The 25,649-nt window shown below is 75.0% G+C and carries 26 protein-coding genes and 1 riboswitch; of the genes, 2 read left to right on the top strand and 24 right to left on the bottom strand.

What is annotated here, in order from left to right; all coding sequences use genetic code 11:
- Positions 1-113: 113 nt before the first annotated feature.
- From ACSNN7_RS22195 to rpe, 18 genes are all read right to left on the bottom strand, one after another.
- Complete coding sequence (locus ACSNN7_RS22195) at positions 114-581, bottom strand: S26 family signal peptidase (protein WP_436682877.1); 468 nt, start codon at positions 579-581, stop codon at positions 114-116.
- Positions 582-584: 3 nt separating this feature from the next.
- On the bottom strand, positions 585-3,131 hold the full coding sequence (gene pheT / locus ACSNN7_RS22190) for a phenylalanine--tRNA ligase subunit beta (RefSeq protein WP_436682876.1): 2,547 nt from the start codon (positions 3,129-3,131) through the stop codon (positions 585-587).
- Positions 3,132-3,171: 40 nt separating this feature from the next.
- Complete coding sequence (pheS, locus tag ACSNN7_RS22185) at positions 3,172-4,251, bottom strand: phenylalanine--tRNA ligase subunit alpha (RefSeq protein WP_436682875.1); 1,080 nt, start codon at positions 4,249-4,251, stop codon at positions 3,172-3,174.
- A 214-nt stretch (positions 4,252-4,465) separates the two neighbouring features.
- Positions 4,466-5,305, bottom strand: a complete 840-nt coding sequence (locus ACSNN7_RS22180; protein WP_436682874.1) for a TrmH family RNA methyltransferase — start codon at positions 5,303-5,305, stop codon at positions 4,466-4,468.
- Between the two features lie 29 nt (positions 5,306-5,334).
- Positions 5,335-5,727, bottom strand: coding sequence for a 50S ribosomal protein L20 (gene rplT / locus ACSNN7_RS22175; protein ID WP_030335718.1), 393 nt, complete (start codon positions 5,725-5,727; stop codon positions 5,335-5,337).
- Between the two features lie 32 nt (positions 5,728-5,759).
- Entirely contained in the window at positions 5,760-5,954 is a 195-nt protein-coding gene (rpmI, locus tag ACSNN7_RS22170; protein ID WP_334455516.1) for a 50S ribosomal protein L35, read from the bottom strand.
- An 18-nt stretch (positions 5,955-5,972) separates the two neighbouring features.
- Positions 5,973-6,623 (bottom strand): translation initiation factor IF-3, encoded by a 651-nt coding sequence (infC, locus tag ACSNN7_RS22165; RefSeq protein WP_436682873.1) that lies wholly within the window; start codon positions 6,621-6,623, stop codon positions 5,973-5,975.
- Between the two features lie 338 nt (positions 6,624-6,961).
- Entirely contained in the window at positions 6,962-7,435 is a 474-nt protein-coding gene (locus ACSNN7_RS22160; protein WP_436682872.1) for a PH domain-containing protein, read from the bottom strand.
- A 71-nt stretch (positions 7,436-7,506) separates the two neighbouring features.
- A complete protein-coding gene (locus ACSNN7_RS22155; protein ID WP_436682871.1) occupies positions 7,507-8,535 on the bottom strand; it encodes a DMT family transporter in 1,029 nt (342 codons plus the stop codon).
- Positions 8,532-9,377, bottom strand: coding sequence for an ATP phosphoribosyltransferase (gene hisG / locus ACSNN7_RS22150; protein ID WP_436682870.1), 846 nt, complete (start codon positions 9,375-9,377; stop codon positions 8,532-8,534). The genes ACSNN7_RS22155 and hisG overlap by 4 nt, the downstream gene beginning before the upstream one ends.
- Before the next feature lie 45 nt (positions 9,378-9,422).
- Positions 9,423-9,686, bottom strand: a complete 264-nt coding sequence (locus ACSNN7_RS22145; RefSeq protein WP_030335709.1) for a phosphoribosyl-ATP diphosphatase — start codon at positions 9,684-9,686, stop codon at positions 9,423-9,425.
- A 199-nt stretch (positions 9,687-9,885) separates the two neighbouring features.
- A complete protein-coding gene (gene ribH / locus ACSNN7_RS22140; RefSeq protein WP_436682869.1) occupies positions 9,886-10,386 on the bottom strand; it encodes a 6,7-dimethyl-8-ribityllumazine synthase in 501 nt (166 codons plus the stop codon).
- Between the two features lie 2 nt (positions 10,387-10,388).
- Positions 10,389-11,654, bottom strand: a complete 1,266-nt coding sequence (locus ACSNN7_RS22135; RefSeq protein WP_436682868.1) for a bifunctional 3,4-dihydroxy-2-butanone-4-phosphate synthase/GTP cyclohydrolase II — start codon at positions 11,652-11,654, stop codon at positions 10,389-10,391.
- Positions 11,651-12,343 (bottom strand): nicotinamide riboside transporter PnuC, encoded by a 693-nt coding sequence (gene pnuC / locus ACSNN7_RS22130; protein ID WP_436682867.1) that lies wholly within the window; start codon positions 12,341-12,343, stop codon positions 11,651-11,653. The genes ACSNN7_RS22135 and pnuC overlap by 4 nt, the downstream gene beginning before the upstream one ends.
- Complete coding sequence (locus ACSNN7_RS22125; protein WP_436682866.1) at positions 12,343-12,954, bottom strand: riboflavin synthase; 612 nt, start codon at positions 12,952-12,954, stop codon at positions 12,343-12,345. The genes pnuC and ACSNN7_RS22125 overlap by 1 nt, the downstream gene beginning before the upstream one ends.
- Position 12,955: 1 nt before the next feature.
- Positions 12,956-14,017: a bifunctional diaminohydroxyphosphoribosylaminopyrimidine deaminase/5-amino-6-(5-phosphoribosylamino)uracil reductase RibD gene (ribD, locus tag ACSNN7_RS22120; protein ID WP_436682865.1), complete on the bottom strand. Its 1,062-nt coding sequence runs from the start codon at positions 14,015-14,017 to the stop codon at positions 12,956-12,958.
- 148 nt (positions 14,018-14,165) lie between these two features.
- Positions 14,166-14,338, bottom strand: a riboswitch (FMN riboswitch).
- Positions 14,339-14,400: 62 nt separating this feature from the next.
- Positions 14,401-15,360: a GGDEF domain-containing response regulator gene (locus ACSNN7_RS22115; protein ID WP_436682864.1), complete on the bottom strand. Its 960-nt coding sequence runs from the start codon at positions 15,358-15,360 to the stop codon at positions 14,401-14,403.
- Position 15,361: 1 nt separating this feature from the next.
- Positions 15,362-16,042, bottom strand: a complete 681-nt coding sequence (gene rpe / locus ACSNN7_RS22110; RefSeq protein ID WP_436682863.1) for a ribulose-phosphate 3-epimerase — start codon at positions 16,040-16,042, stop codon at positions 15,362-15,364.
- A 259-nt stretch (positions 16,043-16,301) separates the two neighbouring features.
- On the opposite strand from rpe, the gene ACSNN7_RS22105 reads away from it, so the two are divergent.
- A complete protein-coding gene (locus tag ACSNN7_RS22105; protein ID WP_436682862.1) occupies positions 16,302-17,189 on the top strand; it encodes a septum formation family protein in 888 nt (295 codons plus the stop codon).
- 80 nt (positions 17,190-17,269) lie between these two features.
- Positions 17,270-18,160 carry a septum formation family protein gene (locus tag ACSNN7_RS22100; protein ID WP_436682861.1) on the top strand — a complete coding sequence of 297 codons (891 nt, stop codon included), beginning with the start codon at positions 17,270-17,272 and terminating at the stop codon, positions 18,158-18,160.
- A gap of 81 nt (positions 18,161-18,241) precedes the next feature.
- Here the strand turns inward: ACSNN7_RS22100 and ACSNN7_RS22095 are convergent, their stop codons facing one another.
- From ACSNN7_RS22095 to ACSNN7_RS22070, 6 genes are all read right to left on the bottom strand, one after another.
- Positions 18,242-19,888 (bottom strand): transcription antitermination factor NusB, encoded by a 1,647-nt coding sequence (locus ACSNN7_RS22095; protein WP_436682860.1) that lies wholly within the window; start codon positions 19,886-19,888, stop codon positions 18,242-18,244.
- A complete protein-coding gene (gene fmt / locus ACSNN7_RS22090; RefSeq protein ID WP_436682859.1) occupies positions 19,885-20,811 on the bottom strand; it encodes a methionyl-tRNA formyltransferase in 927 nt (308 codons plus the stop codon). Before fmt ends, ACSNN7_RS22095 begins: the two co-directional genes overlap by 4 nt.
- Positions 20,812-20,815: 4 nt before the next feature.
- Positions 20,816-21,376 carry a peptide deformylase gene (def, locus tag ACSNN7_RS22085; protein WP_357108972.1) on the bottom strand — a complete coding sequence of 187 codons (561 nt, stop codon included), beginning with the start codon at positions 21,374-21,376 and terminating at the stop codon, positions 20,816-20,818.
- Positions 21,377-21,419: 43 nt separating this feature from the next.
- Positions 21,420-22,691: a cytochrome P450 gene (locus tag ACSNN7_RS22080; RefSeq protein WP_436682858.1), complete on the bottom strand. Its 1,272-nt coding sequence runs from the start codon at positions 22,689-22,691 to the stop codon at positions 21,420-21,422.
- A 125-nt stretch (positions 22,692-22,816) separates the two neighbouring features.
- Positions 22,817-23,800, bottom strand: a complete 984-nt coding sequence (locus tag ACSNN7_RS22075) for an AAA family ATPase (protein WP_436682857.1) — start codon at positions 23,798-23,800, stop codon at positions 22,817-22,819.
- 206 nt (positions 23,801-24,006) lie between these two features.
- Positions 24,007-25,649: primosome assembly protein PriA (locus ACSNN7_RS22070; protein ID WP_436682856.1), on the bottom strand; the 1,643-nt coding region annotated here is incomplete at its 5' end.

Genomic DNA, 25,649 nt, shown 5'->3' with positions numbered 1-25,649 from the left:
GCTGCGCCGCGAGGGCGACGGCCGCGTCGCGGGCGGCCACCGCCTCCTCGACGGTCAGCGTCCGGTCCGGCGCCCGGCCCGGGCCGGGCGGCACGCCTACTCCGGTGCTCCGCTCACTCGGCGCGCAGCCGCGGCCGGACCACCACGCCGAGCACGTCGGCGGCGGCGATGTAGCCGCACTCGCGGGAGTCGTAGCTGAAGGGCGGGTTGTCGCCGAGCACGACCAGCCGGCCGGCCGGCACCACGCGCTCGTCGCGCCCGCGCAGCAGCGGCACCCGCTGGACCGGCACCGGATCGCCCGGCACCGCGTGCGCCCGCTTGATCAACAGCCCGGGTTCCGCACCGGGGCGGCCCGGGCGGCCCGCCGTCATCGCCGCCGGTGCGGCCACCACCACCACGTCGCCGGCCCGGACCCGGTCCAGCGGCACCCGCCGGGCCAGCACCCGGTCACCCGCGCGCAGCGTCGGCTCCATGCTGCGACCGACCACGGAGACCAGCAGCAGGTGCCGACGCGCCCACCACAGCCCGGCGGTGACCGACGCGAGCACGCCGGCCACCACCAGCCATCCGAGGAGCGGCACCGGTCAGGCGCCGCGCAGCGTGGCGCCGAACCGCTGCGCCGCGAGGGCGACGGCCGCGTCGCGGGCGGCCACCGCCTCCTCGACGGTCAGCGTCCGGTCCGGGGCCCGGAAGGTGAGCTTGTACGCCAGCGAGCGGCGTCCCGCGCCGAGCTGCTCCGAGGCGTACACGTCGAAGAGCCGGACGCTCTCCAGCAGCTCGCCGGCACCCTCGACCAGGGCCTGCTCGACCTCGGCCGCGGGCACCGACTCGTCCAGCACCAGCGCCACGTCGATCAGCGCCGGCGGGAAACCGGACACGGTCGGCGCGGGCGCGACCGGCGGGGCCGGCAACGCGTCCAGGTCCAGCTCCATGGCGCTGGTCCGCCGGGGCAGCTCCAGCGCCGCCACGACGGCCGGGTGCAGCTCGCCGGCGTGACCGACGACCGCGCCGTCGACCAGCAGCGCGGCACAGCGCCCGGGGTGCCAGGGCGCGTACTCGACGGCCCGCACCTCGATCCGGTCCGCCGGGATGTCGGCGGCGGCGAGCACCGCCCGGCCGGCCTCGACCGCGTCCGCCCAGCCGGCCGCCCGGCCCGGGCCCCACCAGCCGGCGGGGTCCACGTCGCCGGCGAGCACGACCGCGACGTGCCGCGGCTGGTGCGGCACCACCGCGTCGGCGGCGGCGAACTCGGCCTCGGTGGGCCGCCGGTCCACGCCCATCGCCGGCGGGGTGCCGACGCCGGGACGCGGGTGGAAGACCGTGCCGATCTCGTAGAGGGAGAGGTCGCGCTGGCCCCGGCCCAGGTTGCGCTTGAGGATGCCGAGCAGCGGGCCGAGCAGCGTGGTCCGCAGCACCGGCTCCTCCTCCGACAGCGGGTTGGCCAGCCGGACCGCCGCCCGGCGCGGGTCGTCGGCGAGCAGGCCGAGCTGGTCGGCCAGCTCCGGCGCGGTGAACGGGTGGGCCAGCACCTCGACGTGGCCGCGCTCGGCCAGCGAGCGGGCCACCGCCCGGCGGCGGCGCTGCTGCCAGGTGAGGCCCCGCCCGGCGGGCGCGGTGGGCAGCACCGACGGCACGCGGTCGTACCCGTCGAGGCGGACCACCTCCTCGACCAGGTCGGCCGGGTCGGTGAGGTCGGGTCGCCAGGTCGGCGGGGTCACGGTGAGCACGTCGCCGGCGCCGGCGGCCACGCCGACCTCGCCCGGGTCCTCGGCCAGCCGGTCGGCGCCCCGGACGACGGTGCAGCCGACCTGCTCCAGCAGGGCGACCACCCGCTCCGGGGAGTACGCCACCCCGACCCGCCGCGACGGCAGGTCGACCGGCAGGACCACCGACCGCATCGGCCGGACGTGGTCGAGGTCCAGGATCTCCGCGCCGGCCGTGCCACCGGCGTGCGCGGTGAGCAGCCGGACCGCCCGCTCCAGGGCGACCAGCGGCAGGGCCGGGTCCACGCCCCGCTCCCAGCGCTTCGCCGCCTCGCTGAACAGCTTGTGCCGGCGCGCGGTGCGCCCCACCATCACCGGGTCCCAGTGGGCGGCCTCGAAGAGCACGTCGGTGGTGCCGTCGACGACCTCGCTGCTCTCGCCGCCCATCACCGCGGCGAGCGAGATCGGCCCGGTGTCGTCGCAGATGACCATGTCCTCGGCGGTGAGGGTGCGGGCCACCCCGTCCAGGGTGGTCAGCTTCTCCCCCGCCTCGGCGCGGCGGACCACCAGCGGGCCGCTGATCCGGCCGGCGTCGAAGGCGTGCATCGGCTGGCCGAGTTCGAGCATCACGTAGTTGGTGATGTCGACCGGCAGCGAGATGCTGCGGACACCGGCGACGGTGAGCCGCCGCGACATCCAGCCGGGCGTCGCGGCCGTCGGGTCGATGCCGCGCACCATCCGCGCCGCGAACCGGTCGCAGCCGACGGTGTCGCGCACCTCGACCGGGTACGCCGGCTCGGGCGTACCGCCGGGCGCGGGCACCAGGCCCGGGTCGCGGAACGGCACGCCGAGCGCGTGCGCCAGCTCGCGGGCGAGGCCGCGCACGCTCAGCGCGTACCCCCGGTCCGGGGTGATGTCCAGCTCGACCACGACGTCGTCGAGCCCCACGACTGGGCGCGCGTCGTCACCCGGCTTGGCCGGGGTGTCGGCGGGCAGCACGATGATGCCGGCGTGGTCGTCGCCGAGGCCCAGCTCCTTGGCCGAGCAGATCATGCCGGCGGAGTTGCGCCCGTAGGTCTTGCGCGCGCCGATGACGAAGTTCCCGGGCAGCACGCCGCCGGGGAGGATCACCACGACCCGGTCGCCCTCGGCGAAGTTGCGCGCCCCGCAGACGATCTCCTGCGGCTCGCCGGTGCCGTTGGCGGCGCCGACGTCGACCCGGCAGAACCGGATCGGCTTCTTGAAGCCGGTCAGCTCCTCGATCTCCAGCACCTCGCCGACCACCAGCTGACCGGCGACGGTCTCCCGCAGGTCCACCACGGAGTCGACCTCGATGCCGAGGTCGACCAGGGCCTGCTCCAGGTCGCCGGTGGGCAGGTCGGCGGGGAGGTCGACGTACTCCCGCAGCCAACTGACAGAAACTCGCATGACTTCAGACCACCGTTCCCGTGACTCGTACCCGCATCGCCTACGCCCCGACCCCGAACGCGCGGGTGAACCGCACGTCGCCCTCGGCCATGTCCCGCATGTCGCTGACCCCGTGCCGGAACATCACGGTCCGGTCGATGCCCATGCCGAACGCGAATCCGGAGTAGACCTCCGGGTCGATGCCGCAGGCGCGCAGCACCCGCGGGTTGACCATGCCGCAGCCGCCCCACTCCACCCAGCGCGGCCCGTCCCGGTGCTCCGGGAACCAGACGTCGAACTCCGCCGACGGCTCGGTGAACGGGAAGTAGTGCGGACGGAAGCGGGTCTTCGCGCCCTCGCCGAACATCGCCCGGGCGAAGTGGTCCAGCGTGCCGCGCAGGTGCGCCATGGTGATGCCCTTGTCGACCACCAGACCCTCGACCTGGTGGAAGACCGGCGCGTGGGTGGCGTCCAGCTCGTCGGTGCGGTAGACGCGGCCGGGCACGATCACGTAGATCGGCGGCTTGCGGGTGAGCATGGTGCGCGCCTGCACCGGCGAGGTGTGGGTCCGCAGCACCAGGCCGGACGTGTCCGAGCCCGCCGGCGGTGCGATGTGGAAGGTGTCCATCAGCCCGCGGGCCGGATGGTCGGCGGGGATGTTCAGCGCGTCGAAGTTGGTCCACTCCAGCTCGACCTCGGGGCCCTCGGCCACCTCGTAGCCCATCCCGACGAACAGATCGCTGATCTGCTCCATCAGGGTGCTCAGCGGGTGGCGGGCGCCCCGGGGACGCCGGTCGTACGGCAGGGTCACGTCGACCCGCTCCTCGACCAGCACGCGGGCGGCCTGCTCGCGCTCCAGCACCTCCTGGCGGGCGGCGTAGGCCGCCTCGATCGCCCGGCGGGCCTCGTTGACCCGCTTGCCCGCGTCGGACTTGGCGGCCGGCGGCAGCGCGCCGATCTCCCGGCGGGCGAGGGACACCGGGGAGCGGTCACCGAGGTGCGCGGGGCGCAGCGCGGTCAGCGCGTCCGGGTCTGCGGCGGAGGCGAACGCCTGCTCGGCGTCGGCGACGGCCTCGGCCAGGGCGGCCGGGTCCAGCAGGGCGACCTGCTTCGGGTCGTACGGATCGTTGCGGTAGCTCATGGCGTACGGGCACTCCCTCACGGCGGCGCCGGCCCTCACGGGCGGCTAGGCGAGTCTACGGACGCGCGGCTGTGCCGCAGCCCGCCGGTGGGAGTTACGCGGGAGGAAGGGTCAGGCCCGCCGCCCGCCGACACCGGCGGGCTGGCTAAACGAACGCCGTGACGCGTTCACCATGCGGACGACTCCCCTGTGCTTCGTAGCGCGCATGACGAGGTCAGCGCAGTGCTCTGGCTGAAGAGTACAGGCAGACGGCGGCGGCCGCAGCCAGGTTCAGGCTCTCGGCGCGGCCGTGCAGCGGCACCCGGACCCGGGCGTCGGCGGCGGCGGTCAGCTCCTCGGGCAGCCCGTGCGCCTCCGAGCCGAAGAGCCAGGCGGTGGGGGCGGCGAGCCGCCCGTAGTCGATGAGATCGTCGAGGTCGCTGTCGCCGTACCCGGTCGTGGCGAGCACGGTGAGCCCGGCGGCGCGCAGCGCCCCGACCGCCGCGAGCGGGTCGGTGGCGCGGACCACGTCGACGTGGAAGAGGCTGCCGGCGGAGGCGCGCACGCACTTGCCGTTGTACGGGTCGACGGCGTCACCGGCGAAGATCACCGCGCCCGCCCCGGCCGCGTCGGCGGTGCGCAGCACGGTGCCGGCGTTGCCCGGGTCGCGGATCTCGGCCAGCACCGTGACCAGCCGGGGAGCCCGGTCGAGGGCGGTCTCCAGCGGCACGTCGAGGTGCCGGCAGACGGCGACCAGCCCCTGCGGGGCGACGGTCTCGGCGAGCGCCGCCAGGGCCTCGTCGGTCACCTCGGACACCGGTACGTCGGCGCGGGCGGCGGTCGCCGCCAGGTCGGCGTACCGGTCGAGGGCGGCCGGCGTACCGAAGAGTTCGGTGACCGTGCCGGGGCGGGCGAGGGCCTCGCGGACCGCCTGCGGGCCCTCGGCCAGGAACCGGCCGGTGGCCTCGCGGTCCCGGCGGCGCTGGAGCCGGCGGGCGGCGACGATCCTCGGCGTACGTGGGGTGAACGGGCCGGAGACAGCCTCGAGGCGCCTCCCGCGCGATGGTGACTGCATGGGAGACGCCTCGATCTGCTGCGGGTGGATCAGGCGGCCTGGGCCGCGGCGCCACCGGTGCCCTCGGCCGCCACGGCGGCGCGGGCCAGCTCGACGATCGCGGCGAACGCCGCGGCGTCGTTGACGGCCAGGTCGGCCAGGATCTTGCGGTCGACCTCGATGCCGGCCAGGCGCAGGCCCTGGATCAGCCGGTTGTAGGTCATGCCGTTGGCCCGGGCGCCAGCGTTGATGCGCTGGATCCAGAGCTGCCGGAAGTCGCCCTTGCGGTCGCGACGGTCCCGGTAGGCGTACTGCATCGAGTGCAGCACCTGCTCCTTGGCCTTGCGGTACAGCCGGGAGCGCTGACCGCGGTAACCACTCGCGGTCTCCAGCAGGGTACGACGCTTCTTCTGGGCGTTCACAGCCCGCTTGACGCGTGCCATCTCAACTCCTTCTTCGGTTCAGGTGGCGCGCGTCAGCGGCCGAGCAGCTTCTTGATGCGCTTGACTTCGGCCTTGGCCAGCACGACCGTGCCGGTCAGCCGCCGGGTCTGGCGGGAGGGCTTCTTCTCCAGGTTGTGGCGAAGGCCGGCCTGCTGGGCAACGATCTTGCCCTTGCCGGTCACCTTGACCCGCTTGCCCATACCCGTGTGGCTCTTCATCTTCGGCATGTGGAACGTCTCTCCCTGTTACTCGCCGGTGTTGTCGGCGACTGCGCCGGGCTCGCCGGCTGCTGCGGTCTCGCCGGTCGCCGCGGTCTCACCGGCTGCCGGAGCGGCGGACTCCTCCGCGGCCCGGTCCCGGGGCCCGCCGCGGGACGCCGTGGCGGCGACCGCGGAGGCCTTCACGGCCCGGTGCGGAGCGAGAACCATGATCATGTTTCGGCCGTCCTGCTTCGGAGCGGCCTCGACGTATCCCAGGTCCGTGATCTCGGACTCGAGCCGGCGCAGGAGCCGGTAACCCAGCTCCGGGCGGCTCTGCTCGCGACCGCGGAACATGATCGTCACCTTGACCTTGTCGCCCGCCTTGAGGAACCGCACCACGTGACCCTTCTTGGTCTCGTAGTCGTGCGGGTCGATCTTCGGCCGGAGCTTCATTTCCTTGATGACGGTCTGCTGCTGGTTACGCCGCGCTTCGCGCGCCTTGAGTGCGCTCTCGTACTTGAACTTGCCGAAGTCCATGAGCTTGCACACCGGCGGGCGCGCCATCGGCGCAACCTCGACCAGGTCCAGGTCGACGTCCGCGGCCAGCTGCAGGGCGCGCTCCAGCGGGACGATGCCCACCTGCTCACCCTCAGGGCCGACCAGTCGGACCTCACGTGCCCGGATCTGCTCGTTCACGCGTGGTTCGACGCTGATGGGGCCTCCTCGAGTCGGTTCTCCTGCGTGTGGCGACCCCGTGGGCCCCCGGATGGGGGCCGCCCGGAAAGCAGAAGGCCCCGGCGCATGCCAGGGCCCGCTCGACCGGTCGGCACGATCACATGATCGCGCATCCGGGACCGGGACGTGCCCGGAACCGGTGACCGGACCCGGCCACCGTCAGGGGCGACTCGGGTGGGAGCAGGCGCTCCGCTTCGGGACTGCCCGCACGTGACAACGGGGGCAGTCTGGTCGACTCGGCAACACTACACCCTCGGTGCAGGCATCCCCAAACCGGGCTCGCAGGTCAGCGCGGGTACTCAGCGGGCGCCCGGTCCGGCGGCGAGCGCGGCCAGGTGCGCCTGGTGCAGCCGGCGCAGCGCCCGGACGCCCTCGACCGCGATCTCCTTGTCGGCGGCCTGGAGGGCGACCATCGGCAGCAGGTCGTCGTCGTGCAGCTCCAGGCTGGCCCAGGGGGCGCCCCGGTCGAAGCGCACGCCGCGCACGACCTCCCAGGGCAGTTCGTACGAGCCGACCACGTTGCGCACCCGTACGCCCCGGGCGTCCGCCTCGACCCGGGGACGGGTGAAGAGCAGGATGCCCAGCGCGCCGAGGACACCCAGGCCGACCATGGCGAGCTGGTCACCGCGCTGGAACGTGCCGTAGCCGTCGCCGGTGCGGCCGGTGAGCGAGGTCGCCACCAGGCTGAAGACCACCAGGAGGGCGGCGGCCGAGGCCCAGCAGACCACCCGGATGCGACGGGGCTTCAGACGGATCAACTCGCGCTCGCTCACCCCACCAGTCTGCCACCCGCCCCCGGCCCGCGTTCCGCCGCCACACGCGGCCGCTCGACGGCGGGGCGGGGTCAGCCGGCCGGCGGACCGGGCCGGTCGGCGTACGCGGAGCCCCGCCGCGGTGCCCCGGTCGGATCCGCCGGGGCCGGCCGGGCCGTCGGCACCGGCTGGACGACGGCGGACGTCCGGGCGCTGCGGCGCCCCGGCCGGCCGGCGACCACCGAGGCGACCAGGGTAAGCACCGCGCCGGCCAGGACCGGCCAGTGCAGCCCCGGCCCGCCGGGCAGCAGCAGGTCCAGCAGCAGTCCCCCGCCGAGCTGGCCGGCGACCAGCGCCAGGCCGGTCCGCAGCACGCCCAGCGCCCGCACGCCGACCAGCAGGCTGGCCACGATGCCGACCCCGAGCAGCCCGCCGGTGTAGAGGTACCAGGCGGGTGGCCAGTCCGGCCGGGCCACGGTGAACGCGCCGGCCAGCGCCGCGACGGCCAGCACGGCCGGCGTGCTGACGGCGAAGTTGACCGCGGTGCCGGCCGCGGCGGTGCCCGCCGCCACCCGCCCGTTCAGCGCGGACTGCACCGCGACCGCCAGCCCGCCCACCACGGCGAGCAGGACCAGGCCGACGGCCAGCTCGCCCAGGGGCCGGCCCAGCTGGGCGAGCCCCACCGCCGCCGTGCCGAGCAGGGCGCCGGCCACCCGGGGCGGGGTGAGCGCGAGCCGGCCCACCGGGGCCAGTCCGGCCCGGTCCACCGCCAGGCCGCCGAGACTGCCCCCGGCGACCTGGGCGATGGTGAAGACGGCCACCCCGAGCACCGGCACGACGTACGTGCCGACCACGATGATCGCCGCCCCGCCGAGCCCACCCAGGTAGCACCACCAGGGCAGCCGGGACCGGCGCAGCGCGGCGAGCCCGGTCCGCATCGACGGCAGGACCAGCAACCCGGCCAGGACCAGCAGGCTGCCACCGGCGTTGTTGACCACCGCCCCAAGCACCGGGCTGCCCACCCGCTCGCCCAGCTCGGCGTTCGCCGCCCCCTGGGCCGCCGACGCCACCCCGCCGAGCACGACCAGGGTCAGCGCGGCGGTCGGCGGCAGCGGCCTCACAGCCGGCAGGCGTGGATGTTGGTGACCAGGATGGCGCGGGCGCCCAGCTCGTACAGCTCGTCCATGATCCGGTGCACGTCGTCGCGGAGCACCATCGCCTGCACCGCGACCCAGCCCTCCCGGTGCAGCGGGGACACCGTCGGCGACTCGATGCCCGGGGTCAGCGAGCTGGCCCGGTCGAGCAGCCCGGCCGGCACGTCGTAGGCGAGCATGACGTAGCGGCGGGCCACCAGCACCCCGTGCAGGCGGCGCAGCAGCTGCTCGGCCTGCGGCGGCGTCGGGCCACCGGCGCGGCGGACCAGCACCGCCGACGAGCGCAGCAACGGGTCGCCGAAGACGACCAGGCCGGCCTGGCGCAGGGTGGCGCCGGTCTCCACCACGTCGGCGACCACGTCGGCCACGCCGAGGCGGATGGCGTTCTCCACCGCCCCGTCGAGCCGGATCACGTCGGCCTTGACGCCCAGGTCGGCGAGGTACCGCTCGACCAGGCCGGGGTACGCGGTGGCGATCCGGTGCCCGCCCAGCTCCCGTACGTCGTCGACGTCCTCCGGTCGGGCGGCGAAGCGGAAGGTGGCCCGGCCGAACGCCAGGTCCATCACCTCCTCGGCCGGCGCGCCGGAGTCGATCAGCAGGTCCCGGCCGGTGATCCCGATGTCGAGGTCACCGGAGCCGACGTAGGTGGCGATGTCCTTCGGACGCAGGTAGAAGAACTCGATGTCGTTGGACTCGTCGGGGCAGACGAGGTCCTTCGGGTCGGTGCGCTGGCGGTAGCCCGCCTCGCGCAGCATCTGGGCGGCCTTCTCGGCCAGGGCGCCCTTGTTGGGTACGGCGACACGCAGCATGACGGAGTGCTCCTTCGATCGAATGTGATCAACGACGGGGCGCACTCACAGATGTCGGTAGACGTCCTTGAGCTCCAGACCGCTGGCGAGCATCAGCACCTGGACCTGGTAGAGCAGCTGGGAGATCTCCTCGGCGGTCCGCTCCGGCCCCTCGTGCTCGGCGGCCATCCACGACTCGGCCGCCTCCTCGACGACCTTCTTGCCGATGAAGTGCACGCCCTTGTCCAGGGCGGCGACCGTGCCCGAGCCCGGGGTGCCGGCGGCGGCCTTGGCCTGCAGCTCGGCGAACAACTCCTCGAACGTCTTCACGGAAGGCGATTCTTCCAGTCACCCGGCGACACCTCGCGCACCGGGTCCGGCCGCGTCATGTTCCGGCCAGATCCACTCCGGAACGCCGACGTGGCGGTGTCCGGGATACCTCGGACACCGCCACGTCGGCGGAACAGAGTCGATCACGCCCGGCAGCGGGCGACGCGCGGACCAGGCCGAGGCGCCGACCGGGCGGGGTTCAGCGGCCGAAGCCGACCCGGTGGCCGTTCGCCGCGGCCACGTCCCGGATGGCCAGCGCCGCGTCGAGGGCGGCGACGGTGGCCGCCCAGCCCTTGTCCTCGGCGGAGCCGGGCAGCCCGGCCCGGTCCCGGGCCTGCTCGATGTTCTCCACCGTGAGCACCCCGTGCGCCACCGGCTTCCCCTCGTCCAGGGCGACCCGGGTGAGACCGTCGGTCACCGACCGGCAGACGTAGTCGAAGTGCGCGGTGGCACCCCGCACCACCACGCCGAGCGCCACCACCACGTCGCAGCGGCGGGCCAGGGCCTGGGCCACCACCGGCAGCTCCACCGAGCCGGACACCCGGGCCACCACCGACCGGGCGCCGCACGCCTCGGCCGCCGCCACCGCCCGGTCCAGCATGTGGTCGGTGAGGTCGCCGTGCCAGCGGGCCGCGACCACGCCGACGGTCAGGCCCGCCGCGTCCACCGTGGTCACCCCGGGCTCGCCGAATCCCGCCATGTCTACGCTCCGATCTCGTTGCCGGCGACCGGGCGGCCCATCGGAGCCTCGGTCACCTCGTCCAGTTCATCCAACAGGTGGCCCATCCGGTCCCGCTTGGTCCGCAGATACCGCACGTTCTCCGGGTGCGGCCGGACCGGCAGCCCCTCGCGGCCGGTGATGGTCAGGCCGTACCCCTCCAGCCCGGCCCGCTTGGCCGGGTTGTTGGTCAGCAGCCGCATGGACCGCACGCCCAGGTCGTAGAGGATCTGCGCGCCGGTGCCGTAGTCCCGGGCGTCGGCGGGCAGCCCCAGGTCGAGGTTGGCGTCCACGGTGTCCCGGCCCAGGTCCTGCAGCTGGTACGCCTGCAGCTTGTGCAGCAGGCCGATGCCGCGCCCCTCGTGCCCGCGCACGTAGAGCACCACGCCCCGCCCCTCCCGGGCGACCCGGGCCAACGACGCCTGCAACTGCGGGCCGCAGTCGCAGCGCAGCGAGCCGAAGACGTCCCCGGTCAGGCACTCCGAGTGCACCCGCACCAGCACGTCCTGCCCGTCGCCTATCTCCCCGTACACCAGGGCGACGTGCTCGGCCGGGTCGTGCTCGGCGCGGTAGCCCAGCGCCCGGAACACCCCGTACGGGGTGGGCATCCGGGCGTCGGCGACCTGCTCGACCTGCTTCTCGTGCCGCCGCCGGTGCGCCACCAGGTCGGCGATCGTGATCAGGGTGAGCCCGTGCTCGGCGCAGAACTTCTCCAGGTCCGGCACCCGCATCATGGTGCCGTCCTCGTTGACCAGCTCGCAGAGCACGCCGGCGGGACGCAGCCCGGCCAGCCGGGTCAGGTCGACGGCCGCCTCGGTGTGGCCGGGACGGCGCAGCACCCCGCCCTCGCGGGCGCGCAACGGCACCACGTGCCCGGGGCGGGACAGGTCGGTCGGGTCGGTGGCCGGGTCGGCCAACAGCCGGATGGTGTGCGACCGGTCGGCGGCCGAGATGCCGGTGCCGATCCCCTCCCGGGCGTCGACCGTCACCGTGTACGCGGTGCCCCGCCGGTCCTGGTTGGTGTGGTGCATCGGCGGCAGGTCCAGCCGGTCGCACTCCGACTCGGTCAGCGACACGCAGATGTAGCCGGACGTCCAGCGGACCATGAACGCCACCAGCTCCGGCGTGGCCAGCTCGGCGGCGAAGATCAGGTCGCCCTCGTTCTCCCGGTTCTCGTCATCGACCACGACGACGGGCCGGCCGGCGGCGATGTCCGCCACCGCCTGCTCGATACTGGCGAAACTGGTCATGCCGCGACCTCCGAGTAGGTGGACGGGATCGGCCGGGGCGCCGACCGGGTGGCCTGCGAGGTCCGCCACCAGGCGGCGAGACCCCAGACGCAGAAGGCGCCGTAGACCAGGTACATGGCCGCCGACGGGTAGAACCCGCCGCGCAGCAGCAGCGGCACACCGACCGCGTCGACGGCGATCCAGATCAGCCAGAACTCGACCCAGCCGCGGGCCATGCCGTACGTGGCGAGCAGGCTGCCGGTGAGGATCCAGGCGTCCGGCAGCGGGCCCCACGAGCCGAGCGCGGCGAGCACCGGGTACGCGGCGGCGGTGCCGACGGCGGCGGCCAGCAGCAGGCCGAGCCGCTCCCGGCCGGTGGCCCAGCGCGGGCTGACGGCCGGCTGGTCGTCGCCCTGCCGGCGGTTGCGCGACCAGCGCCACCAGCCGTAGACGCTGAGCGCGAAGAAGAAGACCTGCCGGCCGGCCTGGCCGTAGAGGTCGTGCGCCTGCGGGGTGGTGAAGACGCCGCCGAGGAAGACGGTGAAGAGCAGCGCGTTGCCGATCATGCCGACCGGCCAGGCCCAGACCAGCCGGCGCAGCCCGAGCAGCGCGGAGCCCAGCCCGAAGACGTTCCCGACGATCTCGCGGACCAGCACCGGCGAGCCGGCGATCTCCAGCTGCGCCTCGAGCAGCCAGCCGAGCGGGCCCATCAGCGCCCACCCCCGCCGACGCGGTCGCCGAGCAGCCGCTCGACGTACTTGGCCAGCACGTCGACCTCCAGGTTGACCGGGTCGCCGACGCTTTTGGCGCCGAGCGTGGTCAGCTTGAGGGTGGTGGGGATCAGCCCGACGGTGAACCAGTCGTCGCCGACCGCGGCGACGGTCAGCGAGACGCCGTCGATGGTGATCGAGCCCTTCTCCACCACGTACCGGGCCAGCTCGGCCGGGAGCCGGAAGCGCACCGTCTCCCACTGCTCGGCGGGTTCCCGGGCGACGATCTCGCCCACCCCGTCGACGTGGCCCTGCACGATGTGCCCGCCGAGCCGGCTGTTCAGGGCGGCGGCCCGCTCCAGGTTGACCGGGTCGCCCACCCGCAGCGCGCCGAGCGCGGAGCGGCGCAGCGTCTCCCCCATCACGTCGGCGGTGAAGACGCCGTCGGCGGCCTCCACCACGGTGAGGCAGACGCCGTTGACCGCGATGGAGTCGCCGTGCCGGGCGTCGGAGGTGACCAGCGGGCCGCGGACGGCGACCAGCGCGGAGTCACCCCCGGTGTCCGTGACGCGGAGGACCTCGCCCAACTCCTCGACGATGCCGGTGAACATGTCAGGCCTCCCTCTTCCGGGGCAGCGCGGTGATCCGCAGATCGGGACCGACCTGCGTAACGTCGGTGATCTTCAGTTCGATGGCGTCGGCGATGGTGGTCACGCCGGCGTCGCGCAGCGCGGTCGTACCGGCGCCCAGCAGCTTCGGCGCGACGTACCCGACGACCTTGTCGACCAGCCCGGCGGCCAGGAACGCGCCGGCCAGCTGCGGGCCGCCCTCCAGCAGCGCGGCCCGCACGCCGCGGCGGTGCAGCTCGGCCAGGAGCGCCGGCAGGTCGACCCGGCCGTCCGGGCCGGCCCCGACCTCCGCCGCGGTGGCGATCCAGGTCCGGGCGGCGCCGTCGCGGACCCGGGCCGATGCGGGGGTACGCCCGGAGCTGTCCACCACCACCCGCAGCGGCTGCCGGATGGCCAGGGTGCCGTCGCGCAGGTTCCGGGCGGTCAGCCGGGGATCGTCGGCGAGCACGGTGCCCACCCCGGCGATCACCGCGTCGACCGTGCCGCGCAGCGCGTGCACGTCCATCCGGGCCGCCTCGTCGGTGATCCACATGCTGGTGCCGTCGGCCGCCGCCGACCGGCCGTCGAGCGTCGCGGCGTACTTCCAGATCACGTACGGCCAGCCGCGGCGCATCGAGGTCAGCCAGGCGACGTTGCCGGCCTCGGCCTCCTCGGCGCGTACCCCGAACTCGACCTGGATGCCGGCGGCGCGCAGGGTGGCCGCGCCGCCGGAGGCGACCGGGTTGGGGTCGGGCACGGCGATGACCACCTTGGCCACGCCGGCCTGGACGAGCGCGAGGCTGCAGGGGCCGGTGCGGCCGGTGTGGTCGCAGGGTTCGAGGGTGACCACGGCGGTGCCGCCCCGGGCCCGCTCACCGGCTTGGGCGAGCGCGACGATCTCGGCGTGCGGTCCGCCCGCGTACGCGTGGAATCCCTCCCCGACGACCGCGCCGTCCGGATCGAGCAGCACGCAGCCGACGACCGGGTTGGGGCTGGTGGTGCCGAGGCCACGGGCCGCGAGCGTGACGGCGCGACGCATCGCCTCGTCGACGGAGACGCCGGCCATTGGCTGTGCCCTCTCAACTCGCCGGGCCGCGCGCGGGCGGTACGGGAGGAGCCGCGGGCAGGCGGCGGCGGAGCCGGGAACGGCACAGCCGCCCCCGGGGAGCCCACGCGCTGGCTGGAGTGCAGCCCACGCAGGCCCGCCCCGTCCCGCGCGCTGTCTCCCATCCGGACTTTCTGGGGGCGGACCTTCCCGCTCCCAACCGTCGGCCCCGGATTCTCACCAGGTCCACCGGGCGGCCTGAGCCGTCCGGGTCGCGGGCTTACCACGGTCGGACCGTGGATCACCGCCGGTTCGGAATTTCACCGAGCCCCGCCAGCGCGTGGTGGGTACATGGGAAGTCTTACACGTTCCCCCGGCCGGTACGCCACTGCACGCGGGCTACCTCACACCCCGTCGGCCCGCCGCCGGTCCACCGCCACGTACGAACCGGGCTGGCTCTTGGCGACCGTTTTCATCTCCGAGGCGACCGCGATCGCGGCGAGCGGGTCGGTGAAGCGCTTCCGGGCGTCGGAGAGGGAGACCCCGATCGAGAGGGTCACCAGGTGGGCCTTGCGGACGTTGCCCCGGCGGTCCTTGAGCTCGACGTAGCCGCGTTCGGCGTCGGCCGGATCGTAGAGCGTGTCGGCGGCCCGCTCGAAGTCCTCGACCGCGCGGAAGGTCAGCGGCCGGACCTGCTCCGGAGTGCAGACCACGACGAAGTCGTCCCCGCCGACGTGGCCGAGGAAGGCCGGCGGCAGGCCGATCGAGACCACCGCCCGGTGCAGGCTGCGGGCCAGCGCGGAGATGAACTCGTCGCCGCGGACGAAGCCGTACCGGTCGTTGACGCTCTTGAACCGGTCGATGTCGATGTAGCCGACCGCGTAGTCGACGCCGCTGCGTACCCGGTCGCTGATCTCGCGGCGGATCCGGCTGTTGCCCGGCAGCCCGGTCAGCGGGGAGACCTCCCGGAACTCCTTGTTGCGGCGCAGCGTGGAGCTGACCCGGGCCACCAGTTCGGCGGTGTCGAAGGGCTTGACCAGGTAGTCGTCGGCGCCGGCGCTGAGGCCGTGCACCTTGTCCACGGTCATCCCCTTGGCGGTCAGCATGATCACCGGCAGGGCCGAGGTCATCGGGTCGGCGCGCAGCCGCCGGGTCAGCTCCAGGCCGTCGATCCGGGGCATCATCAGGTCCACCACGGCAAGGTCCGGCCGGTGCCGCTCGATCATCTCGAGCGCCTCCTGGCCGTCGCCGGCGTGCAGCACCTCGAAGCCGTGCAGCCGCAGGTTGAACTCGACGAAGCGGGCGATGTCCTCGTCGTCGTCGACGACCAGGATGACGTCGGGTCGGTCGTCGGCCGGGTCCACGTCAGGCTCCGGGGACCGCGCGCTCCGCGAGCCCCCGCAGGCGGCGGACCGCCTCGGCCGGGTCGGCCGCCCCGTAGACCGCGGTGCCGGCGACGAAGGCGTCCGCGCCGGCCGCCGCGGCCTGCTCGATGGTGTCGGCGGCGATCCCGCCGTCGACCTCGATGCGCAGCTCAAGGTGGCCGGTGTCGACGTGCCGGCGGGCGGCGCGGACCTTCTCCAGCAGCTGCGGGATGAACCGCTGCCCGCCGAAGCCGGCCTTGATCGTCATGATCAGCAGGGTGTCGAAGCTGGGCAGCAGCTCCAGGTACGGCTCGATCGGGGTGTCCCGGTCGATGGCCAACCCCGCCTTCGCACCGGCCGAGCGGAGGTCCTTGGCCAGTGCCACCGGGTCGTCGCACGCCTCGGCGTGGAAGGTGACGTTGTAGGCACCGGCGTCGGCGTAGCCCGGGGCCCAGCGCCGCGGATCGGTGATCATGAGGTGCACGTCGAACGGGATCTGGGTCACCGCCCGCAGGCTCTGCACCACGGGCAGCCCGATGGTCAGGTTGGGCACGAAGTGGTTGTCCATCACGTCGACGTGCAGCCAGTCCGCGGCGTTCTCCACGGCACGGACCTCGTCGGCGAGGCGGGCGAAATCGGCGGCGAGGATGCTGGGCGCGACGATCGGCGGCGGTACGGTCACCGGGTCAGTGTACGAATGCGGCCACCCGCCGCCGGCATCGCGGCCCCACCGGGAACGCCCTGTGACCCAGGAGTGACCGCTGGTGCAAGATTGGGCCAGACGCAACGCAAAACCGGCCGGCCGGCCATCCGCGACTGGCCGACCGACCGAATCGCGGCAACACTCCATCAGAGACGGTCACACGTGCCGAACGCCCCGCGGATGCGCGACTGCACGCGGGGCGCGGCGACGGGCCGTCATCTCCCGGAAAGGGCGGACGATGCGACGGTGGCTCGTGGCGCTGGCGCTGGCCGGCGCGGCGACGATGGTGATGAGCGGCTGTGTCCCGCAGCACCGGCCCGACGGCGACCTGGCCGACGACTGGCCGGACCTGCCCGCGCCGCGGGCGTTCGTGCCCGCCACGGACGCCTGCCTGCCCCGGATCACCGCGGTGGTCCAGGCCGGCACCTACGACACGGTGGACTGCGCGCGCAGCCACCTGGCCGAGGCGATCCACGTGGGGACGTTCACCGGCGCGGCGGCGGCCGGGCCCCGCCCGGAGCCGGGCTCCCCGATGCTGCGTCCCGCCCGGGCCGAGTGCGACCAGCGGGCACGGGAGGTGCTCGGCGGCGACTGGCACTCCGCCCGGCTCACCCTGAACATCGCGCTGCCGTCGGTGCCGGCGTGGAACGGCGGCGCCCGCTGGTTCCGCTGCGATCTGAGCGAGACCGACAGCATCGACAACACCCGCCCGGTCAACCGCACCGGCAGCCTGCGCGGCGCGATGATCGGCGACAACCCGCTGACCCACCGCTGCTTCGACCCCAAGCTGATCGGCGAGAACCTCAACTACATGGCGCCCGTGCTCTGCTCCGAGCCGCACCGGGCCGAGTTCGTCGGGGTCTACGTCGAACGCGACATGAGCTGGGCGGAGTTCGGCCGCGCCAACCAGGAGGTGCACCGGCGCTGCATGGCCCTGATCGCCGCCTTCGCCGCCGTGCCGAACAACGCCGACCTGCCGTACCGGGCCGGCTCGATCTTCTACCCGCCGTCCCAGCGGGAATGGGAGGAGGGCGATCGCGGCGTGCGTTGTTTCCTGTGGAGCGACGACCGGAAGCTGACCCGGTCCATGCGCGGCGCGGGCCCGAAGGGACTCCCCGCCATCTGAGCCGGGTGCCGTATGCTGCCGCACCGTGACGCCCGTTCGGCGCGGGCGCCACGGTCACGGTCGGCGGAAGGTCGGATGCGATGCGGCGGTGGTGGACGGCGGTCGCCGCGGGCGGCCTGGCGCTCCTGGCGCTGACCGGATGCGGCGCACCCGCCGGACTGGACGCCGACCTCACCGACGACTGGCCGGCCCTCGCCGCGCCGCAGGGCTTCGTCCCCGCCGCCGGGATCTGCCACGCCGACGTGCAGGACGTCGGCTACCTCAGCGGGTACCGCCCGGTCGAATGCGCCCGGTCGCACCGCGCCGAGACCATGCACGTGGGCACCTTCACCGGTACCGAGGCCCGGCGTTCCACTCCCCCGTCCGGCGGCACCCCGGCGATGCTCGCCGCCCGCGCCGAGTGCGACCGGGAGGTCCGCCGGGCGGTCGGCGCCGACTGGCGCTCCGGCCGGCTCGGGCTCGCCGTCGTCTTCCCCTCGCCGGCGGCGTGGACGGGCGGGGCGCGCTGGTTCCGCTGCGACCTGACCGAGGTCGCGAGCATCGACGAGTCCCGGGCCGTTCCCCGCACCGGCAGCCTGAAGGGCGCGCTGACCCGGGACACCGGCCTGCGGCTGGGCTGTTTCGAGCCGAAGGTCTCCGGCGACGAGGTCGAGGCGATGGCCCCGGCCTCCTGCACCGCCCGGCACCACGCCGAGTTCGTCGGCGTCTGGCCGGCCACCGACCTCAGCTACGCCCAGCTCAACCGGGGCGACGACCGGGTCCACAAGGGATGCATGGGTGTGCTGGCGAAGTACACCGGGGTGCCGAACGACGGCAACCTGCGGTTCCGCGCCGGCTCGATCTTCTACCACCCGCTGGAACGGGAATGGCGCGACGGCAACCGCGGCGTGCAGTGCTTCCTGTGGGTCAGCGACCGCAACCTGACCCGCTCGCTCAAGGGCGTCGGCACCAAGGGCCTGCCGGTCCGCTGAGCCGGCGGCGGGGCGGCTCACCGCCGCCCCACCCCGCTTCCACCTTCGCTCCCGCCCCGCCGGGCCGGCAAGCGCTACCGCTCAGCCGCGGCGCAGCACCGCGAGGAACATCGCGTCCGTGCCATGCCGGTGCGGCCAGAGCTGCACCGTCGGGCCGTCGCCCAGCCCCGGCATGCCGGCCGGCAGCAGCGTCCGGGCGTCGACGAAGTCCGCCGGCACCTCGGCACGCCGGGCCGCCTCGGTCACCGTCACGTGCGTCTCCACCACGTGCGGAGAGCAGGTGACGTAGGCGACCAGGCCGCCGGGGCGAGCCGCGCGCAGGGCCGCGGTGAGCAGTTCCCGTTGCAGCCGGGTCAGCTGCGGCAGGTCCGACGGCTGCCGCCGCCACCGCGACTCCGGCCGGCGGCGCAACGAGCCCAGGCCGGTGCAGGGCGCGTCCACCAGCACCCGGTCGAAGTGCCCCTCCGGCAGCTTCGGGTCCGCGCCGACCGTACGGCCGTCGGTGTGCAGCACGTTCACCGGCAGGCCCCGGGTGGCCTGCTCGACCAGCCGGGCCCGGTGCTCGGAGACCTCCACGGCCGTCAGCCGGGCGCCGCGCTGCGCGGCGAGCGCGCCGAGCAGGCCGGACTTGCCGCCGGGCCCGGCGCACAGGTCCAGCCAGCGCCCGTCCGGGCCGTCCAGCGGCGCGACGGCCAGCGCGTTCGCCACCAGCTGCGAGCCCTCGTCCTGCACGTGCGCCCGCCCCTGCGCCAGCGCCGGCAGCTCACCCGGCGCACCGCCGGAGAGGTAGACCGCGTACGGGGAGAAGGCGCCGGGGGCGCCGCCCACCTCGTCGGCCAGCTCCGCCGGGTCGGCAAGTCCGGGCCGGGCGCAGAGGTGCACCGGGGGCCGCTCGTTGTCCTCGATCAGCAGCCGGGTGGTCTCCCCCAGGTCACCACCGAGCGCCTCGCTGAAGGCCCGCACGATCCATTGCGGATGGCTGTACGCCAGCGCCAGGTGACCGATCGGGTCGGACTCCACCGGTGGGGCGAGCCGGGCCACCCAGGCGTCGGCGTCCCGGCCGGCGATCTCGCGCAGCACCGCGTTGGCGAAGCCGGTGGCCCCGGGCGCGACCGAGCGGACCAGGTCGACGGTCGACGAGACCGCCGCGTGCGCCGGTACCCGGGTGTGCAGCAGCTGGTACGCCCCGAGCCGCAGGGCGTCGCGGGCCGGCGGGTCGATCCGCTCGACCTCGCGCCCGGCGGCGTCGGTGATGATCGCGTCCAGGGTGCCGGTGTGCCGCAGCGTGCCGTACGTCAGCTCGGTGGCGAAGGCGGCGTCCCGGCCGACCAACCCCTCCTCGCGCAGGATCGACGGGAGCACCAGGTTGGCGTACGCGTCGTCGCGGTGCACCGCCGCGACGGCCTGGTAGGCGGCGAACCGGGGCAGGTCCACGGCCGGGCGGGCGGGTCGAGCGCCGCGGCGGTCGAAGCCGGGACGGCCACCACCCTGGCGGTCGCCTCGGTAGCCGCCGCCGGTCGGGCGGTCGCCTCGGTAACCGCCGCCGGTCGGCCGGTCGCCCCGGTAGCCGCCGCCGGTCGGGCGGTCACCGCGCGGGGCGTCGGAGCGCCGGGGCGCGGACCGGTCGAACCGGTCACCGCGGGAGCCGGCGGATCGGTCGTCGCGGGGACGGTCGTCGCGGGGACGGTCGGAACGGGAGCTGTCGGGGCGGTCCGAGGGGGCGCTCACGCGAGCACCTCGCCGGCGCCGACCCGGACGCCGCGCGCCCAGTCGCTCGCCGACATGGCCTTCTTGCCCGCCGCGCGCACCTCACCGAGCTGCACCGGCACGGTCGCGGTGCCGGCCAGCACCCGGGACTTCTCCACCAGCAGCTCTCCCGGCTTCAACTCGGGGCCGTTGCCGACCGGGGTCACCGGGCCGAGCTTGACCCGGTCACCCCGGAAGGTCGTCCACGGCCCGGGGGCCGGCGTGCAGGCCCGGATCCGCCGGTCCACGGCGAAGGCGGGATCGGTCCAGCGCACGCGCGCGTCCTCCACGGTCAGCTTCGGAGCCAGGGACACCCCGTCGGTGGGCTGCGGCTCGGCCCGCGCCGACCCGGCCTCGATCGCGTCGAGGACGGCCACCAGCAGGCCCGCACCGGAGTGCGCGAGCCGCTCCAGCAGGTCGCCGGAGGTGTCGGTCGGCCGGATCTCGTCGGTGAGCGTGCCGTACACCGGACCGGTGTCCAGCCCCTGTTCGAGCTGGAAGACGCTGGCGCCGGTCAGCTCGTCGCCGTGCAGCACGGCGTGCTGCACGGGGGCCGCGCCGCGCCAGGCGGGCAGCAGCGAGAAGTGCAGGTTGATCCAGCCGTGCCGGGGGACCTCCAGGGCCACCGGCGGCACCAGCGCGCCGTACGCGACCACGGGCACGCAGTCCGGGGCCAGCTCGCGCAGCCGGTCGAGGAACTCCGGCTCACGGGGCTTCGCCGGGGTCAGCACCTCGATCCCGTGCTCGTCGGCCCAGGCGCCGACCGGCGAGCGGACCAGGCCGCGGCCGCGACCGGCCGGGGCGTCGGGGCGGGTGACCACGGCCAGCAGCTCGTGCCCGGAGGCGGCGACGGCGGCAAGGGCGGGGACGGCGACGGCCGGCGTGCCGGCGAAGATCAGGCGCACCCGGTCACCGCCCCAGACCGAAGGGGCTGCCGGCGGCGTGCGGGTTGAGCTTCACCGTGGGCGGGGCGGCCGGGTCGTACCACTCGGCCTGGCGGATGGCCTTCATGGCCTCCTTGCGCCCGGCCGGGTCCAGCCGGTCGACGAAGAGCACCCCGTCGAGGTGGTCGGTCTCGTGCTGCACGCAGCGCGCCATCAGCCCGGTGCCGACGATCTGCATCGGGTCGCCGTAGCCGTTGAAGCCCTTGGCGATGACGTTCTGCCGGCGCTTCGTGTCGAAGTAGAGCCCGGGGATGGACAGGCAGCCCTCCGGGCCGTCCTGTTCCTCCTCGTCGGGGAACTCCAGCACCGGGTTGACCAGGTGCCCGAGCACGTCGTCCACGTCGAAGGTGAACACCCGCAGGCCCACGCCGAGCTGGGGCGCGGCCAGGCCGGCGCCGCTCTGCTCCCGCATCGTGTCGGTGAGGTCGGCGATGAGCCTACGCAGCTCGGCGTCGAAGTCGACGACCGGATCGGCCGGCGTGCGCAGCACCGGATCCCCGAACAGACGGATGGGCTGGACGGTCACGCGGTGTGGCTCCTTCGGCTGTACGGACGGGTGCCGTATCAGTCTACGGAGTGCCGGGGGCGGCCCCGGCCGGCGTACCGCGATGCGGGGCCGCCGACTCCGTGTCGATGATCACCGGCAGGGTCTCGTAGCCGCGCAGGGTGAGCCGGGTCCGGTGCCGGGGGCGGCCGGCCAGGGCCAGGCCGGGCAGCCGGCGCAGCAGCAGCGGGAACGCGACCTGCGCCTCCAGCCGGGCCAGCCCGGCGCCCAGGCAGTAGTGCGGCCCGGCCCCGAACGACAGCGGGTGCACCTGCGGGCGCCACGGGTCGAAGCGCTGCGGCTCGGGGTAGCGCCGGGGGTCGCGGTTGGCCGCGCCGAGCAGCAGCAGCGCCCAGCTGCCCGCCGGCAGGTCGACGCCGCCGCAGGTCACTGCCGCGTCGCTGACCCGGGTGGTGAGCTGCACCGGCGAGTCGTAGCGCAGCAGTTCCTCGACGTACCCGGGGGCGAAGTCGGGACGGTCGCGCAGCGCGCCGGCCGCGCGGGGATGGTCCAGCAGCACCACGAGGCCGTTGCCGAGCAGGTTGGTGGTGGTCTCGAAGCCGGCGACCAGCAGCACCACCAGGTTGGCCAGCAGCTCCTCGCCGGAGAGCCGGTCGCCGTCGGCGTCGTGCACGCCGACCAGGGCGGTGGTCAGGTCGTCGGCGGGCGCGGCGCGGCGGGCCCGCACCAGCGCGGCGAAGTAGTCGCGCAGCTCGGTGGCGCCCCGGTCGGCCACGGCCAGCTCCTGGGTGGTGATCTCCGGCTCCAGCACCCCGGTCAGGTCGGCGGCCCAGCGCCGGAACAGCGGCCGGTCGGCCGCCGGCACCCCGAGCAGCGCGCAGATCACCCCCACCGGCAGCGGGTACGCGAACTCGGCCATGAAGTCGACGGGCTCGCCGTCGCGGGCCTGTTCGACCATCGCGTCGACCAGCTCGTCGGCCTGCGCCACCACCACGTCGCGCATGGCGGCGATCCGGCGCGGGGTGAACGCGCCGGCCGCGAGCCGCCGCATCCGGCTGTGGTCGGGCGGGTTGGTCCGCAGCATCGACCGGGAGATCGAGGCGACGGCCGGGCTGTCCCGCCAGGCGGGCAGGAACTGGTCGCGCAGCACGTCGTCGATCACCCCGAAGCGGGCGTCGCGCAGAATCTCGTCGACCTCGGCGTAGCCGGTGACCACGTAGAACACCGGCCCGGCCTGGACCACCGGCCCGTACCGGCGCAGCCGCTCGTACGTCGGGTACGGGTCGATCCGCCCCGGTGGCGACATGAGCAGGGCGAGCGCCTCGGCTGCGTCCATGACCGGCCTCCCGCGTCGGTGCGTCGGAGGCTCCATCATGCGCGTCCCGCCGTCGCCGGGCGACCCCGCGCGGCCCCGTGGCCGGGGGCGGGCACGCGTCCGAGGCGGGCCGTCCCCAGCGGGGCTCAGGCGCCGGTGCCGGGCTCCCCCGCCAGCACCGCGGCGCCGCCGAGCAGGGCGTGCTCGGGCAGCGGCAGCTGGATGCCGTGGGCGGCCTCCCAGTCGTAGACGATGCTGGGCCGGACCTGGGCGGCGAAGAAGTCCACCGCGCTCATCCCGCCGACCACCGGCTCGTCGACCTCGGCGACCAGCTGGGCCGGGACCAGGTTGAAGCCGTTCTGCAGGGCGGCGCTGAGCCGGCGGTGCCCGTCGACCACGAAGAAGTACTCGCCGGTGTAGCCGATCCGCAGCGGCTCCAGGGCCTCGTCGCCGGACGCGGCCACCTCGCCGACGAACTCCGAGTCCCAGAGCCCGCGCAGGGTGCTGATGTCCTCGGTCGGGTAGACCCGGGCCGGGTCGAGCAGCAGCAGCGGCGGGGCCTCGCGCAGCACGTCGGCGCCGAGCCGGCCCTCGTACGCGTCGACGATGTGCTCGATCACCTCGGCGGCGGAGGCCCGGGTGGTGTCGCAGACCAGGTCGTAGTTGCGCAGCCGGGCCTTGTCGACGCCGTAGCGGAGGATGAACCGGTTCCGCTCGCTCTCGCTGCGCTCGCGCAGCTTGGCCTTGGCCTCGTCCAGCGAGGTGTAGCTCTCGGCCGGGCCGGAGGGGCGCAGCAGCACCCGGCGGGCCGCCTCGCCCGGCTCGGTGATCATGTGCACCTTGAGCGCGTCGGTGAAGAAGTGCCAGGCCAGCCGGGAGTCCATCACCAGCGACTCGCCGGAGGCGGCGATGTCGCGCTGGAGCTGGTCGACGTAGCCGTCGACGGCCTGGTCCAGCTCGGCGTGCAGGTTGAGCTGGAGGGCGGTCATCTGCCGCTCCTGCGCCATCTGCCGGTAGAGGTCGCCGACGCTGACCCGGCGCAGCCCCAACCGCTTGGCGATCTCGACGGAAACGGTGCTCTTGCCGCTGCCGAGGTCCCCGTTGAAGACGATCGATTGACGAACGGTCACGACTGGTCCACCCCTGATCACCGGCTGATCGACATCATCGATATGGCGTCGGTACGACGCGTTCCGCCATCGTCGCGCCACCCGAGCGCCCGGGCATGACGGGCGATGCTACCACCTCGCCGCCACGGGTTTACCGGACGCGCTGTGCGACCGTACCCGCTCCGGACCGGGCGCCGACCCGCTCCGGTGTCGCGGATCACGGCCGGTCAGAAGAGGCTGAGCGGGTCGACCTGGAGGCGTACCGGGTCGGCGGCCTTGCGGGCGCTGCGCACCCCGGCGGCGGTGTGCAGCGCCTCGGCGAGGGCGGCGGCCCGGGCCCGCGGCACCCGTACCAGCATCCGCTCCCGGTCCTCGTCGGCCGGGACCGGGCCGAGCACCTCCGCGCCGTCGGGCAGCCGGGCCTCGGCGAGCAGGTCGGCCACCGCCGCCGCCGGGCCGGTGACGCTGGCCATCTTCGTCGCCGGGGGGAAGCCCAGCTCCCGCCGCTCGGCCAGCTCCCGGGCGGCGAACCAGGCCGGGTCCCAGCGCAGCAGCGCCTGCACCGGTGCCAGCGCGCCGTCGGCGACCACCACCACCCGCCCGCCCGCCGAGGCCGGCCGGGCCAGCGCAGCGGCGCTCAGCCACCGGCGCAGCGTCTCCTCGCCGGCGCGCAGGTCGGCCCGGGTGAGCAGGGCCCAGGAGTCCAGCAGCAGCACCGCGCCGTAGCCCCCCTCGGCCGGCGGCTCCGCGCCCGGGGTGGCGATCACCAGGCCGGCTCCGCCGGGCACGCTGGTCAGCACCTCCTCCCGGCCCGAGGTGCGCACCGGCACGCCGGGGAAGGCGCGGCCCAGCTCCTCGGCGGTGCGCCGGGCGCCGGTGACCGCCGCCCGCAGCCGCCGCCCGCCGCACTCCGGGCAGGCGTACGCGGCGGCGACCCGGCCGCACCAGCGGCAGGCGGGGGCACCCTCGGCGGAGGGCAGCGCCAGCGGGCCGGCGCAGTGCGGGCAGCGGGCCGGGGTGCGGCAGTCCGCGCAGGAGATCGAGGGCAGGTAGCCCCGGCGGGGCACCTGCACCAGCACCGGGGCGTCCGCGCGCAGGGTGTCCCGGGCGGTGGTCCAGGCCAGGCTGGGCAGCCGGGCGGTGGCCGCACCGGGGTCGCGGGCCAGCTGCGGGTCGTCGCCGGTCGGCGCGATGGCCGGGGTACGCGCCCGCAGGGTCGCCCGGTCGGCGACCACCTCGCGGGCCCAGCCGGTCTCCACCAGCAGCTGCGCCTCGGCGGTCCGGGTGTACCCGCCGACCAGCGCGGCGGCCCCGGCCAGGTGGGCCCGGGTGAGCAGCACGTCCCGGGCGTGCGGGTACGGGGACCGGGGCTCGGCGTGCAGGTCGTCGCCGTCGTCCCAGATCGCGACCAGGCCCAGCCGGTCGACCGGGGCGAACATCGCGGCCCGGGTGCCGATCACGACGGGTACCACGCCGCGCCGGGCGGTGAGGAAGGCCCGGTAGCGGCGGGCCGGCCCGAGCGCGGCGGAGAGGCAGACGTGCCGGTCCGGGCCCAGGACGGCGGTCAGCGCCGCGTCGAGCCGGTCCAGGTCCCGGGCGTCGGCGACCACGACGACCGCCCCCCGGCCGCCGGCGACGGTGGCGGCGACGGCGTCGGCGTACCGGGCGGCCCAGTCCTCCCCGGCCAGCGCCGACCAGACGGCGCGGGGCGCCCGGCCGTCGGTGAGCGCAGCCAGGAAGGCGGGGCCCGCCGGGTAGTCGCGCCAACCCCGCGGATCGACGGCGGGCCGGGCGGGGGCGCCGGTCGGCTCGGCCGCGTCCGGCGGGGCGGGGCTGCCGGCCGGCCCGGCCGCGTCCGGCGGGGCGGGGC

Origin of the sequence: Micromonospora sp. URMC 105, from assembly GCF_051386295.1 — a bacterium.
GTDB lineage: Bacteria > Actinomycetota > Actinomycetes > Mycobacteriales > Micromonosporaceae > Micromonospora.
The sequence above is the reverse complement of the archived record's forward strand: the minus strand, read 5'-3'. Positions and strand labels throughout refer to the sequence as shown.

Excerpts from the sequence above, each read along its gene's own strand:
- pheT (WP_436682876.1), bottom strand. The coding sequence starts at position 3,131 with ATGCGAGTTTCTGTCAGTTGGCTGCGGGAGTACGTCGACCTCCCCGCC.
- pheS (WP_436682875.1), bottom strand. The coding sequence starts at position 4,251 with ATGAGCTACCGCAACGATCCGTACGACCCGAAGCAGGTCGCCCTGCTG.
- ACSNN7_RS22180 (WP_436682874.1), bottom strand. The coding sequence starts at position 5,305 with ATGCAGTCACCATCGCGCGGGAGGCGCCTCGAGGCTGTCTCCGGCCCG.
- rplT (WP_030335718.1), bottom strand. The coding sequence starts at position 5,727 with ATGGCACGCGTCAAGCGGGCTGTGAACGCCCAGAAGAAGCGTCGTACC.
- rpmI (WP_334455516.1), bottom strand. The coding sequence starts at position 5,954 with ATGCCGAAGATGAAGAGCCACACGGGTATGGGCAAGCGGGTCAAGGTG.
- hisG (WP_436682870.1), bottom strand. The coding sequence starts at position 9,377 with ATGCTGCGTGTCGCCGTACCCAACAAGGGCGCCCTGGCCGAGAAGGCC.
- ribH (WP_436682869.1), bottom strand. The coding sequence starts at position 10,386 with ATGGCGGGATTCGGCGAGCCCGGGGTGACCACGGTGGACGCGGCGGGC.
- ACSNN7_RS22135 (WP_436682868.1), bottom strand. The coding sequence starts at position 11,654 with ATGACCAGTTTCGCCAGTATCGAGCAGGCGGTGGCGGACATCGCCGCC.
- pnuC (WP_436682867.1), bottom strand. The coding sequence starts at position 12,343 with ATGGGCCCGCTCGGCTGGCTGCTCGAGGCGCAGCTGGAGATCGCCGGC.
- ACSNN7_RS22125 (WP_436682866.1), bottom strand. The coding sequence starts at position 12,954 with ATGTTCACCGGCATCGTCGAGGAGTTGGGCGAGGTCCTCCGCGTCACG.
- ribD (WP_436682865.1), bottom strand. The coding sequence starts at position 14,017 with ATGGCCGGCGTCTCCGTCGACGAGGCGATGCGTCGCGCCGTCACGCTC.
- ACSNN7_RS22105 (WP_436682862.1), top strand. The coding sequence starts at position 16,302 with ATGCGACGGTGGCTCGTGGCGCTGGCGCTGGCCGGCGCGGCGACGATG.
- ACSNN7_RS22100 (WP_436682861.1), top strand. The coding sequence starts at position 17,270 with ATGCGGCGGTGGTGGACGGCGGTCGCCGCGGGCGGCCTGGCGCTCCTG.
- ACSNN7_RS22080 (WP_436682858.1), bottom strand. The coding sequence starts at position 22,691 with ATGGACGCAGCCGAGGCGCTCGCCCTGCTCATGTCGCCACCGGGGCGG.